The organism is Pseudidiomarina mangrovi, assembly GCF_003999375.1.
In the GTDB taxonomy this organism is placed as follows: domain Bacteria; phylum Pseudomonadota; class Gammaproteobacteria; order Enterobacterales; family Alteromonadaceae; genus Pseudidiomarina; species Pseudidiomarina mangrovi.
In genome coordinates this window covers 26,013-38,999 of record NZ_RJLC01000016.1, presented here as the reverse complement: position 1 = coordinate 38,999, position 12,987 = coordinate 26,013, and the positions used below count along the sequence as shown (strand labels likewise).

Sequence of the window (12,987 nt, the reverse complement as noted above, 5' to 3'; positions counted from 1 at the left end):
AATTACATCATCACCACGTCAAACTGCTCTTGGTGATAGAGCGGTTCGGTCATCACTTTGACCTGTTTACCAATAAATACCTCAAGTTCAGCTAAGGCATGTGATTCTTCGTTGAACAGTGCCTCGGCTACCGCTGCTGAGGCATACACCACAAAGCGTGCGGCGGCATAGGCACGGTTGACGCGAACAATTTCGCGCATAATTTCATAACACACTGTTTCCACGGTTTTCATCGAACCGCGGCCATTACACACCGGACACTCGGAGCACAACACATGCTCAAGACTCTCGCGGGTACGTTTGCGGGTCATCTCAACTAAGCCCAGGGTAGTAAAGCCGTTGATGGAGTTTTTCGCGCGATCTTTGCTCAGCGCTTGCTCCAAACTATGCAGAACTCGGCGCCGATGGTCGCTACTTTGCATATCAATAAAGTCGATGATGATAATACCGCCTAAATTGCGTAAGCGTAGCTGCCGAGCAATGGCTTGGGTCGCTTCAATGTTGGTATTAAAAATAGTTTCTTCGAGGTTGCGATGCCCGACAAACGCCCCGGTATTGATATCGATGGTGGTCATGGCTTCGGTTTGGTCAATAATAATTGAGCCACCCGACTTCAATTCCACTTTACGTTCAAGCGCGCGCTGTACTTCATTTTCGACATCGAACAAATCAAAAATAGGCCGATCGCCCGGGTAGTACTCCAGCACATCTTTGAGCTCAGGAATAAACTCATCGACAAACTCGCACAATTGCTCGAAGGTCACGCGCGAGTCTACCCGGATGCGCTCAATGGGCTCACCAACAAAATCACGTAAAATACGACAAGCGAGGTTCAAGTCTTCGTATAACAGCCCTACTTTGCGTAAGTTCTTTTTACGCTTTTGAATGGTATCCCAGAGCCGCCGTAAAAACGCTGCGTCTTGGCTGAGTGCTTGATCGGCCGCGCCTTCTGCCGCTGTCCGCACGATAAAGCCGCCGTCTTCGTCGCAGTACGGCAAGGCTGCACGTTTCAGTCGTTCACGCTCGGCCTCGTCCTCAATACGCTGCGAAATACCAACATGCGGTGAGCGCGGCATCAGCACCATATAGCGCGATGGAATGGTGATATCGGTGGTTAAGCGCGCACCTTTGGTACCCAATGGGTCTTTCACCACCTGCACCACCAGTAATTGCCCGGGGCGCACTAACTGGGCGATATCTTTGGCTTGCTCAGGGCGGCTGGCGAGTTCTTCTTGATCAATGTGAGTGATGATGTCTGAAGCGTGTAGAAACGCGGCTTTGTCTAAGCCAATATCAATAAAGGCAGCCTGCATACCGGGTAATACCCGTGATACCTTGCCAAGAAAAATATTGCCGACCAAGCCACGCTTGGCTTGCCGCTCAATGTGAATTTCTTGCAAGATGCCATTTTCGATCAGTGCCACCCGCGTTTCGGTGGGGGTCACATTCATTAAGATTTCGGCACTCATTGTGCTGATTCCTTGTGATAACACTGCTCACGCTGCAGCAATAACTGTTCGGTTTCATATAACGGTAAGCCGACCACGGCGGAATAGCTACCGCGCAATTGGGTGACAAATTTTCCGGCCCGCCCCTGAATACCATAACCACCGGCTTTATCGTGCGGCTCGCCGCTGGCCCAATAGGCCGCTAACTCAGCCTCGGTCAAGGTTTTAAAGCTTACCTCGGTAGTCACTGTCAACTGACTAACACCACGCTCGTCGACCACTGCGACTGCGGTCATTACCTCATGAACCTGGCCCGACAACAGCTCCATCATACGGCAGAAATCAGCAAAATCCTGTGGTTTTTCGAGCACTTGCTGTCCGGCTACCACAATAGTATCAGCACCAATGACGTAGTAATCAGCGCTATGACCTGAGCCCTGCGCCAAACCCAGACCGGCTTGTGCTTTGCTCAGCGCCAATCGCTGCACATAGGCTGACGCTACTTCATTCGGCTGCCGCTGCTCGGCCACCTGCGGCAAAATCACCTCGAACGGACGCTCGAGCAATTGCAATAATTGCTGACGACGCGGCGAAGCTGAGGCGAGAAGTAACTGCATACGAAGACCCTAAAACCTAGCGAATAGCGTAACGGTGACGGTATTTGCGCAGCAACAAATACACCCAGTACCAAGCAATCATGGAGGTTAACACTGGGTACAAATAGGTAATGTTGAATACCGCCCCATTTAAGGCGTGCTCAAGCTCATACACAATGGCTCGTTTCATCAACACCAACATGCCCACCACAATAATCTGCTGTAGCATCGATTGATTACGCAAGCGCTGAAAATGACGTAGCACAGGGTAAGCAATCACGACTAGCGCTATGGCGTATATACCAAAACCTGAGCCCATTAAAATATCGGTTAATAACCCCAATACTAATACGGTGGTAAAGCCAACTCGGTGCGGTATCGCTATTAGCCAATAAATCAGCACTAACGTGAGCCAATCAGGCCGCCACATTTCTAGCAGCGGCGGCAGCGGCAATACCATAAGTACTAGCGCCGCGAGATAGCTTAGTAATAGCGGAATCAGGCCAGCCTTAATCCACATTATTGGCCTCCTCGCTGTCGCTCTGCTGCTCGAACACTGGTTGCTCGTCAACATTACCCGGCCAGAGCAATAACAGGCTGCGTACCCGATCGAGTTGCGCGTATGGGCGAACACTGACACGGGCATATTGATATTGCTCATTGCGGTCAATAGCGATCACTTCTGCGACCGGGTAGCCCTCGGGGAACACTTCATCCAGACCAGAGCTCAGTAATACATCGCCGATCTCGATATCCGTGCTGTGCGCAATGTAGAGTAGCGCCAGTTTTTGCAAATCACCGGTACCTTGCGCTAACACGCGAATGTCATTGCGTTGCACGCGCAGGGAAATAGCATGGCTCTGGTCAGAAATGAGCAGCACCCGCGCGGTATTGCGACCCACACTGACCAATTGCCCAACGATACCGCGGTTATCCAACACTGGCTGACCGACATAGGCGCCATGGGTAGAGCCTTTATTAATCACCACTTGATGTGAAAACGGGTCGGATGCCACAGCCACCACTTCGGTCACCATACGCCGACTACTGCCACGCACATCGGAGCCCAGGAGCTGGCGTAGGCGATCGTTTTCACTTTCAATGAAATTAAGCCGCTGAACCGCCATTTCTAGCTCCAGCAGCTCATTTTGCAAACGCGCATTATCGATACGCAACTCGGTGCGCGTAGTGAGGATGTAGTCAACACGATCGGAGATTTGTTGTGGCAATACCGCCAGATATTGAATGGGCGCCACCACCGTATTTAAAAACGAACGCACCGGCTGCATGGTATTGAGCCGGTGGTCGAGAAATAACAGTAAGCCTGCACAACTCAGTGCAATCAGAAACCGTGTGCGAAGCGATGGCCCGCGTTCAAACAGCGACTTCATGCTGTCGCCTACTCAGAACTGAACAGGTCACCGCCGTGCATGTCAATCATCTCGAGCGCCTTACCGCCGCCACGAGCGACACAGGTCAAGGGATCATCTGCGACAATCACCGGGATACCGGTCTCTTCCATTAACAAACGGTCGATATCGCGCAATAACGCCCCACCACCGGTCAATACCATACCCCGTTCAGAGATATCTGAAGCTAATTCTGGCGGCGATTGCTCAAGCGCCAATAACACCGCACTTACGATGCCCATCAACGGCTCTTGCAGTGCTTCTAAAATTTCGTTGCTATTGACTACGAATGAGCGCGGCACACCTTCGGCCAGATTGCGGCCACGCACTTCAATTTCGCGAACTTCATCACCAGGAAAGGCAGAACCAATTTCGTGCTTGATACGTTCTGCGGTAGCTTCACCAATGAGTGCACCAAAGTTACGGCGAATATAATTGACGATGGCCTCATCAAATTTGTCGCCACCGATGCGCACTGACGAGGAATACACTACACCGTTTAATGAGATGATAGCCACTTCAGTGGTACCGCCACCGATATCAATGACCATAGAACCGGTCGCTTCGGATACGGGCAAGCCAGCACCGATAGCGGCTGCCATGGGTTCATCGATGGTGTAGACGTTACTGGCGCCAGCACCTAAGGCTGACTCTTTGATAGCGCGCCGCTCAACTTGGGTTGAGCCGCAAGGCACACAGACCAGAACCCGTGGGCTTGGGCGGAAAAAGTGGCTGTCATGCACGCGTTTGATAAAGTGTTGCAGCATTTTCTCGGTGACATCAAAGTCAGCGATCACGCCGTCTTTCATGGGGCGGATGGCTTTAATATTGCCCGGAGTACGCCCAAGCATTAATTTTGCTTCATGGCCGACTGCGGCAACAGTTTTTGCGCCGCCGGAGCTTTCCTGGCGAATCGCCACCACCGACGGTTCATTCAGGACAATACCTTCGCCTTTGACGTAAATCAGCGTGTTTGCTGTACCCAAATCGATCGATAAATCGTTGGAGAATAATCCTCGAAATTTTTTAAACATGGACTGGCCAATCCCTTACAAATTAGTCGCGTATGACAATCATCATACTTTAGCAATGCAAACGCTGCACGGCAAGGCGTTACGCAGTCATCTTACCATGCTTTTACGTTCACCGATTAACGATGTTAAGACAATTTTTACCAACCCAGTTCGCGGGTGTAAATGATCCGATCATTGCCACGAAAGCGACCAAATTCGATCGGCGCACAGGGGTTCAATTCTGGCTCCAGCGCGGGGCTGCACTCAGCGGCCCAAGCATAGCTTAACCACGGTAAGCCAATATCAGTCAGATTCACAATCCAATCAAAGGTTCCAACTAAGGGCGGATCGATATCTTGGAAAATGATCAATGGTGCGCTGACTTGGCGCTCGCCGGTCACAACTTGGTTGGCCAGCAATGGTTGTGCGGCTAAATCTGCAGCACTCAAACCATCATCCGAGACAAAGTCGACAAAGCGCGTGGCCAACGGTGTTAGCCAGGCATCACTATATGCGGTGCTGTTATCGCGCGCATTGGTCACAAAGGCGGTGCCATTGAAGTATTCCACGCTGAACTGCAGTTCCAGTTCGTCGTTGACCGGGCCCAGCGCCGGTTGCAGCACTAAACGGCCATCCAGCAACTCAGTGCCTTGCAACGGCGAAAAACTAAAATCAAGACAACCACCGGCATCGTTATTCTTAGCGCAGACGCCATCACTGTCGGTCAGCGCTGCCGCTGGAATAGTTAGCTCTACGCAGGCATTAAAAGGTGCAGTTGCCAATGCTGGATCTTGGCTGTAGCTAAGCCCCTCTTCAACCGGCAGCGACACAATAAACTCTGGTAAGGCATCGGTATCGTTATTCACCCCAAGCACTGCGCTGCTGGTTGGCGTGAAGCTAAGATCTTGCGCCACCCCACCGCAGGCTAGGCTATGCAAATAGCTGCGGTTAGCCCAGTTGACCGTGTAATTGAATAGGCTATTGGCATAGTTCGCCACCGGGCTACCCTGCACATTGCGGGGCTCAAGACTGAGCTGCGGGAAATCGGTAGACAGAGTGAGCGGCTGGCCCAAATAGGTAAAGTCGTCTTGGCTGGGCTGCAAACTTGGCGCGGCGAGCTCGCTGGCAAAGAAATAGGCTGGCACAAAACGGCCAATTGGCGCCGAACTACCCGTAATGTTGCCACCACCTAGGTAACTACCGCCCTGTTGTTGGGCTTGCAGGGCAATCACACCAATATCGCTGTAGCGCACATTGGCGGCTGTCCATGAGCCATTACCCGCATAGCTCCAAGCACCGACGGTGATCACTGAGCCGCCGCTGGCGGGCAATACATAGCTAGGTGTTGACAGCAAACTTGGCTGCTGTGGCGCTAACTCATTGCCATAGTTGGGCGTTACTTGATTGCTGCTTGATAGCGCGGTAACGGTCACCGAAAAGCTCTCACCGGCCTTCAAAAATACCGGTGCTTGGCTGTAATCAGCAGAAAATGTACTGACGTCGCTAGCGGGAGTCAGTTGTACTTGAAAACTGGCGGGACGCACTAAAATTGGGCTGGCTAAATTGCCCACCAACGTAGCGCCCGTACCCACTGTTTTTTCGGTGTAAAAATCCAATCGCCCAGCATCTTCATAGTTAACATTCCAGTTCGCCACACCAGCGGTGAATGTCAGGTCAATCGCTGTGGTGGCTGGAAATTCAGGAATACTAGTAACGCCCGTAGTGGCTGCTTGCAAGCAGGTAGCTGGGTCTTCGCAGCTCATGGCGACATTGACCGACTGCAGGCCATCTAGAGCTGCTACGCAAGCGCCGGTGTTGCTATCGGTGCGTACCGCTTCTACGGTAATAGTGAAACCATCGCCGGCTACAACTTCTGCAGGTGATGACAGCAAAAAGCCAGTATCAACGGCGTTCATAGCGCAGTTATCCACACCTGCTAAATCACATTGAGTCGGATTATTGGCGCTGTCTGCGGTGGTGAGTGACAAGGTATAACTACCACTTATCGGAATAGATAAGTTGGTCACCACGGCGCCCGTTAAATTAAAATTGCCAGTGCTGGTGAAGGTATTTAAGCCTGAGCTAGCGGTTAAGGTAAACGCGCCGGTGTTGTCAGCAAGTACCGAGCAGTCGGCGTTTTCACAGGCGCGCAGGGTGATCGGCTCAGCCAGACAGGTCAGCGCCTCGCCATCGTGGTCAATCTCAAAATGGTCAATAGCCCCACCTGTGCCACCACAGGGTTCTTCGTAACCGGTGTTACCATTTGGGTCCGAGCAGGTCTCGCCGGCGTCACCGGTATTACTACCCGGCGGAGCGTTGATATAGCCGTCTACTGAACCGTTGTTATCCACTGGGCCTTCGGAGTTCACGTTGCCGCTTACGTTGGAGTTGCTATCAATCGACACGCCGCCGTCGCCGGCAACAACACTACCGATGATCTGACTATTCTGGTCCAAGGTGACACTTTCGGCTTCAATATCACCTTCTATGGTAGCGCCCTCACCAATGACCAAGTCACCTTCGGTGCTGATGTCACCAGTAACCACTGCGCCATTACCCACTTCAACGTCACCGGTGACGTCTACATTGCCGCTAATAGAGGTGTTGTTACCGGTATTAAAGTTACCGTTTACCGTCACATCACCGGAAATATCACTGCCGTTGCCTAAGGTGACGTTACCAGAAATCACCAAACCACCGGTTACCGTGGTGTTATTGGCGGCGGTGATATTACCGGCGACGGATAGATCGGCATTGATAATGTTACCGTTGCCCGGCTCGAGGTTTCCGCCGACATTGATGATGAGGTTCGCTGAGGTGCCGGCAGCATTGATGGTGGCATTGTTACCTAGCTCTAGGTTGCCAGCTATGTTGATGGTCAAGGTGCCAACAAAGCTAATAATCACCTCATCGCCATTACCTAAGCGTACATCACCACTGCAGTCCATAACACTGCCGATAAAGGTACAGTTACGGAAGGGCGCGTTGTTATTGCCGGTGCCCGCGTCGGCAGGCAGAGTGTAGGTAGCCGCATGGGCCAATGGTGCGAAAGCAATGATGAAAAATGCAGCAATGCGATAAAAAACTTTTTTGTCCATGATGTTCCACAAAACAGCGTGGTTTTTACCAACCTACCTCGCGTTGATAAACCACTTTGTCGTTCCCTCTAAACAAGCCAAACTCTAGCGGTGTGCATGGGTTTAGTTCTGGCGCAACCAATGGGCTGCAAGTTTCAGCCCAATTGTAACCAAGCCAAGGTAAGCCAAGTTCAGTTAAATTGAGCCGCCAATCAAACTGCCCGGGTAATCCGGGTGTTGTATTCTGACTCACCAGTAACGGTGCTGTGAGTTGTCGGCGACCAGCAGTGACTGCTGTCGCTAGCAGCGGATCAGTGACTAAATCCGCGGCGGTCAAATTTGCACTCGAAACAAAGTTTACGAAACGACTACTCGTTGGCTCCAGCCAACTACTGTCATAATCCGTGCTGTTGTCGCGACTATTGCGGCGAAACGCTGAACCGTCAAAATATTCGATTGAAAACTGTAAGTCCAGTATGTCATTTGTCGGAGCATAGGCAGGCAATAATTGTAACCGCCCATCTAATAACTCTGTTCCCTGCAAGGTGCTAAATGTAAATGCTAGGCAGCTGCCGGCATCATTCACTTTGACACAGACATTATCTTGATCGGTCACATCGGTCGCCGCAAGGGTGAGTGTGGCACAGGCGGCAAAGGGTGCTTTCGGGTTGGCATAGTCTTTGTTATAGGCCAGCGCATCCTCACTCGGTAACGACACCGCAAACTCAGCATTGGCATCGGTATTATCGCCATTATTAATCACCGCATTACTGCTGCCGGAAAAACTCAGCGAATACGGGCCAGCGCCATCACAGGCAATGCTATGGGTATAACTGCGAGCCGACCAATCGGGACTGTAACTAAAGAAACTATTGGCATAGTTTGACACGATAGCGCCTTGCACGTTACGCGGAGTAAGTACTAACTGCGGGAAATCGCTATGAAACGTCAGGTTTTGCCCAACATAGGTGAAATCATCTTGGCTTGGTTGTAGTAGCGGTACATAGGCTTCGGCAGCGCTAAAATAGGCCGGCCTGAAGCGTCCAACCGCGGTGCTACTGCCGGTCACCGTGGGGCCGCCAAGGTAACTACTGCCAGCCTGCTCCGCGAGTAATTGAATCACGCCCACTTCACTGTAGCGCACTTGATTACTGCTGAATTGCCCAGCAGCCGACTTACTCAAAGCGGTATCGACGCTGACACTGCCACCGGTCAATGGCGCTAAGTAGGTGGGCGTCGCCAGTAACTGTGGCTCCTGTATGGGCACCTCATTACCGTAGTTTGGCGTCACCGCCCCCAGTGAATTCAGCGCCTCAATCACCACGCTGAAATACTCACCGGCTTTGGCAAATACCGGCGCTTGACTGTAATCGGCGCTGAATGCCGATGCCGTAGACACCGGGGTGGTGGTGATAGAAAAGTTGGCTGGGCGAGCGACGATATCTTGCGTCAGCGCGCCAATAATAAACGCATTGGGTTTGATTTGTTTGCGCGCCGCCACGGTAAATGCACCAGCGTCTGGATACTGCATCGGGATCACCGCTTCGCCATTGACAAAATCAACGGTTAATTCGGTATAAATGGGTAATTCAGCGATGTTAGTGGCGTTACCACTGAGCGGCAGTAAACAAGCACCGGGGTTGGTACAGTCCATACCGATTTCAACGGTTTGAATACCGGTAAGGTCCGTCGTACAAGCACCAATAGTGGCGGTGCGCACCACTAAATCAAAACTGTCTCCGGCCACCACCGTGGTTGGCGCTTCAACAATAAAGCCGGAATCAGCCACATCAATCACACAGTTATCCACCCCAAACAGATCACACTCGGTGGGATTGAGCGGAATATCCGAGCTGTTGGTGATGGTGAGCGTATAGCTACGGGCAATATCAAAATCAAATGGCACCACCAAAGGTGTGCCACTGCCATCAAACGAGGCGTTCACACTCAGCGTCGCCTGTGGCGATACCGCGTTTAAAGTGAAGCTACCGGTGGTCACGGTAAAGGCATCACAAACCGGATTTTGACAAGCACGCACGGTGATTAATTCGGTTTCACACACTAAACCGGCACCGTCGTGAACAATCTCAAAGTGATCAATAACCCCAGCTGCCGGGCAGGCATCAGTTAAGTTGTTACCAAAATCACAGGTTTGTACCGCGGTACCAATACCGGTGATAGACGGTGAGTTGATATAACCGAGTACCGTAGCATTATTGACCACCGCCGCACTGGCATTGATATTGCCTTGCACGGTTCCACTGACCGTCACTGGCCCTTCGGCGACGATATTACCCGTAATAGTGCCATTATAATTAAACGAGCCAGCGGCGCCCACGGTCACATTGCCGCCAATGGTGCCGAGCGCAGTAAATGCCCCATTGGCGGTCACGCTGTTGCCCACGGTCAAGGTGCTGCTAGCATTCACTGTGCCCGACGCTATCACACTGCCATTCACCGTCATGGTGTTACCGGCATGGGTTAAATTATTCACGGTCAAATCACCACCCACGGTAAACGCACCGCCGGTAGTCAGGGTACCACCTACGCTGGTATTACCGGCGACTTGGCTGCCGCTAGCGCCGATAAGACTACCGGTAACCGTAGCGCTGCCACTGATGGCGCGATTATTACCCGAAAAGGTTAAATTACCACCCACCACCACATTACCGGTCACACTCTGCGTTAGTAGCAGGTTACCGCCAATGTTGAAGCTACCCACACTGCCGCTGCGTACTAAATCAAAATCGCCCGGTAGGGTTAAGTTGGCATTCCAGGCGCGGTTTGTGGTCATGGTGAAGGTGCCGGTTTGCAGAACAATACTAAGGTCTGGACCATTAATGTTGGTCGCACCTTGGCGAAAGGTATTAGTCACTACTAAGGTGTAGGGCACGCCGGCGTTGTTGGTTAAACTATGGTTCTGGTTAGTCGGGAATAAAACATTGGTACAGGTTAATGTGCTGGTTAAAACGCTGTTGCTACAACCCTGAAATACGCCAGTATCGAGGCCATTGGGCATGGTGTAGTTGGTGGCCCAAGCAGGGAGCGCCCAGAGCAGTGCAAGGCAGGCAAGAAAGCGTTTAATCGTTCGCATCGGTGGCCTCGGCGAGCAAGCGGCGGGTGTAGGTCTCAGTACCTAACTCACAACTCCCTGTGGCCTCTAGCCGATACAACGTGGCAGATAAACTTGCTACCGGTATTTCTGCGCAAGTCACTTCGGCAGTACAGTTCCTCAAGCCTTCTTCAACAAAGGTGAGATTGCTGACAGAGCAGTCGGCAGCTCCACCAGCAGTCGGAAATAATTTTAAAAAAGCGTGTTGCACGCCGGTTTTAGCGGCAAAGTTAGCGCGGGCTCCACCCACGTTTGCAACGCTCGATTGACTGGCGCTACCGAACAAGCCAAACAAGGCAGACGCCAATAAGCCCATCACCACAATCACGAAGATGGCGACGACTAAGGCGCTACCGCGCTGTTGCAATGGCGTATTAGGGTAGATTGGCAATGGTCACCCCATGATGCATGGTTAAAATCTCAGTACTATTATCGCTGCCCACCAGCAACACCAGCTCAATGGTGGTGCGGCGCACATCGGTCGCGGCCAATTGAAACGGTAATTGGCTCGGCTCAGCAAAATTATTAGCCATATTAGTCGCAATCAACGCTTGATTACCAGTCAGTGGCAAGGTGGTTAAATCTGGCTGAGTGGTTTGCCAACCGTAACCCCAATAGCGACGTAGCTGCTGCCCGGTGGTGATACACCAACTAACCGGCGGGTCTAACACGTAAAAACGTTTGGCTGGGCTTTCGCGTTGAAAGGTAGCACCATCAGCCGCTGCTAGGGTAAATTCACTAAAGCCAGCGCTCGGCGTATCGGCGGTTACCGCATCAATGCTTTTGACCCGATCAGTGGTGGCATACAGGTGTGATTCGGTTAAGGCAAATACCGCTAGCTTTTGGCCGGTGGCAAAACTGTACTCAAATGGCGTCACCGCTTGAAATGGCACAATGCTGCCAGGCCGCGGAATTTGTGTATACAGACTGCCGGCGTTGACCGGAATAAACTCAATACAACGCTCATCGGCACTGACCCGAATACTGCCCGGGTAGGCATTTTCTAATTCCCGGCTTAGCCGCTCTAACACAAACCGACCAATGCCGACTTGCTCATCGCGGGCAATACCATCGGTATAAATTTTGGTGCCAAAACCCAAGAAGCTAAAGGTACTAATACCCACAATGCCCAGCAGCACAATCACGATAATAAGTTCTATCAGGGTGAAGCCGCGCGCTGACCGGGACATTATATGTTCCCCCGGTAGCTGGTAAAGCTAAACACCTGGCCGTTAGGTGTGGTCACCGATACCTGTACCTTTTTGTAATCTTCAATGCTGGTGGTACAGGCGGCAATGGCGGTTTCGGCGTAGCATACGGTGACCAGAACGGTGAAGTTTTTATATAACTCACTAATGGTGGTGCCAGTGAGCAACTCACCGGTAGCGCTGAACTCATCAAAGTCGTCAACATCGTTGTAATCATCGCGGTTTTCGCCAGGCTCTGGGCCAAAATCAATGTCTGCGGTACACGCATTGGGCGCTACAGCGCCACATCGAGCGCTGCCGCCAGCGCGGTTGTTGGCTTGATCAAAACTTAAACTGACGATTTCGTTAAGCAACGAGCTACCTAATTCCGTAGCGCGCACTTGGTAAATGGTATCCACCGAGCGCGCCGCCTGTGGTCCAAACGCTACCGAGAACCCCAGCAAGGCAATGGCCAGCACAATAATGCCAGCGATGACTTCAATAATGGTAAAGCCGCTTTGGCGACTGTGCTGACAGGCGCCGTTCATAAGCACGGCCCTTTGCTCATATAGCCCTGACTGTTCACGCATACAAGTAACGTGGTGGTGCCGACAATGCTGAGTTGATGGTTGACGCCATCATCACAGCTATCCGGAATAGTGACGGGGCAACCTAGGGCATTGAATTTTATCGTGTAGGGTACACTAGCGGCGGTGCTGGATATGACTAATCCGGCATCGCTGGCTTCTCCTTGGCTAATTCCGAGGCCGCGGTTAGCCAGTGGATCGGCAATAATGCTGGTGTTGCAATCGTCGGTGGCGGCAAAGCGATTGCTTTGCACAATCACCCCGTAGCAGTTGCCGGTATCTTGCATGGCTTTTTGCTGTTGCAGCCGCAACACACTGTATAGGCGAGCTTGAAAGAGGTATTCATCCACACCCTGACGACCAAAAAATACCGGCCCTGCGGTGACCGCAAGAATGCCGATAATAACAATCACGACCACCAACTCAATGATAGTTAAGCCGTTGATTTTTGAGCGCGTCATGGCAGGGTATTGTCCTAGCTGCACGAATTGTAAACATCACTGACTATACGTGGTTGCAGAAATTGCAGCAAGTCACCGCGGGTAGAAATATCTGTGC

At 51.8% G+C, this 12,987-nt stretch carries 11 protein-coding genes; all 11 read right to left on the bottom strand.

The window, feature by feature from the left end; genetic code table 11:
• Positions 1–2: 2 nt before the first annotated feature.
• Positions 3–1,469, bottom strand: a complete 1,467-nt coding sequence (gene rng, locus EFO84_RS08265) for a ribonuclease G (protein ID WP_127347590.1) — start codon at positions 1,467–1,469, stop codon at positions 3–5.
• Positions 1,466–2,065: a Maf family protein gene (locus EFO84_RS08260; RefSeq protein ID WP_127347589.1), complete on the bottom strand. Its 600-nt coding sequence runs from the start codon at positions 2,063–2,065 to the stop codon at positions 1,466–1,468. Before EFO84_RS08260 ends, rng begins: the two co-directional genes overlap by 4 nt.
• A 16-nt stretch (positions 2,066–2,081) precedes the next feature.
• Complete coding sequence (mreD, locus tag EFO84_RS08255; RefSeq protein WP_127347588.1) at positions 2,082–2,564, bottom strand: rod shape-determining protein MreD; 483 nt, start codon at positions 2,562–2,564, stop codon at positions 2,082–2,084.
• Complete coding sequence (gene mreC / locus EFO84_RS08250) at positions 2,554–3,435, bottom strand: rod shape-determining protein MreC (protein ID WP_127347587.1); 882 nt, start codon at positions 3,433–3,435, stop codon at positions 2,554–2,556. Before mreC ends, mreD begins: the two co-directional genes overlap by 11 nt.
• Positions 3,436–3,443: 8 nt before the next feature.
• Positions 3,444–4,487: a rod shape-determining protein gene (locus EFO84_RS08245; protein WP_127347586.1), complete on the bottom strand. Its 1,044-nt coding sequence runs from the start codon at positions 4,485–4,487 to the stop codon at positions 3,444–3,446.
• 137 nt (positions 4,488–4,624) lie between these two features.
• Positions 4,625–7,564, bottom strand: coding sequence for a polymer-forming cytoskeletal protein (locus EFO84_RS08240; protein ID WP_127347585.1), 2,940 nt, complete (start codon positions 7,562–7,564; stop codon positions 4,625–4,627).
• 25 nt (positions 7,565–7,589) lie between these two features.
• Complete coding sequence (locus EFO84_RS08235) at positions 7,590–10,637, bottom strand: DUF6701 domain-containing protein (RefSeq protein WP_127347584.1); 3,048 nt, start codon at positions 10,635–10,637, stop codon at positions 7,590–7,592.
• Entirely contained in the window at positions 10,624–11,046 is a 423-nt protein-coding gene (locus EFO84_RS08230; protein WP_127347583.1) for a type II secretory pathway component, read from the bottom strand. The genes EFO84_RS08235 and EFO84_RS08230 overlap by 14 nt, the downstream gene beginning before the upstream one ends.
• Entirely contained in the window at positions 11,030–11,845 is an 816-nt protein-coding gene (locus tag EFO84_RS08225; protein WP_127347582.1) for a PulJ/GspJ family protein, read from the bottom strand. Before EFO84_RS08225 ends, EFO84_RS08230 begins: the two co-directional genes overlap by 17 nt.
• A complete protein-coding gene (locus tag EFO84_RS08220) occupies positions 11,845–12,390 on the bottom strand; it encodes a type IV pilus modification PilV family protein (RefSeq protein ID WP_164742410.1) in 546 nt (181 codons plus the stop codon). Before EFO84_RS08220 ends, EFO84_RS08225 begins: the two co-directional genes overlap by 1 nt.
• Positions 12,387–12,890 carry a prepilin-type N-terminal cleavage/methylation domain-containing protein gene (locus tag EFO84_RS08215; protein ID WP_127347580.1) on the bottom strand — a complete coding sequence of 168 codons (504 nt, stop codon included), beginning with the start codon at positions 12,888–12,890 and terminating at the stop codon, positions 12,387–12,389. Before EFO84_RS08215 ends, EFO84_RS08220 begins: the two co-directional genes overlap by 4 nt.
• Positions 12,891–12,987: the final 97 nt, after the last annotated feature.

What these genes read in the sequence shown, in the direction of transcription:
- EFO84_RS08245 (WP_127347586.1), bottom strand. Translation starts at nt 4,487, where the DNA reads ATGTTTAAAAAATTTCGAGGATTATTCTCCAACGATTTATCGATCGAT.
- EFO84_RS08240 (WP_127347585.1), bottom strand. Translation starts at nt 7,564, where the DNA reads ATGGACAAAAAAGTTTTTTATCGCATTGCTGCATTTTTCATCATTGCT.
- EFO84_RS08215 (WP_127347580.1), bottom strand. Translation starts at nt 12,890, where the DNA reads ATGACGCGCTCAAAAATCAACGGCTTAACTATCATTGAGTTGGTGGTC.
- EFO84_RS08220 (WP_164742410.1), bottom strand. Translation starts at nt 12,390, where the DNA reads ATGAACGGCGCCTGTCAGCACAGTCGCCAAAGCGGCTTTACCATTATT.
- EFO84_RS08260 (WP_127347589.1), bottom strand. Translation starts at nt 2,065, where the DNA reads ATGCAGTTACTTCTCGCCTCAGCTTCGCCGCGTCGTCAGCAATTATTG.
- rng (WP_127347590.1), bottom strand. Translation starts at nt 1,469, where the DNA reads ATGAGTGCCGAAATCTTAATGAATGTGACCCCCACCGAAACGCGGGTG.
- mreD (WP_127347588.1), bottom strand. Translation starts at nt 2,564, where the DNA reads ATGTGGATTAAGGCTGGCCTGATTCCGCTATTACTAAGCTATCTCGCG.
- EFO84_RS08225 (WP_127347582.1), bottom strand. Translation starts at nt 11,845, where the DNA reads ATGTCCCGGTCAGCGCGCGGCTTCACCCTGATAGAACTTATTATCGTG.
- EFO84_RS08235 (WP_127347584.1), bottom strand. Translation starts at nt 10,637, where the DNA reads ATGCGAACGATTAAACGCTTTCTTGCCTGCCTTGCACTGCTCTGGGCG.
- mreC (WP_127347587.1), bottom strand. Translation starts at nt 3,435, where the DNA reads ATGAAGTCGCTGTTTGAACGCGGGCCATCGCTTCGCACACGGTTTCTG.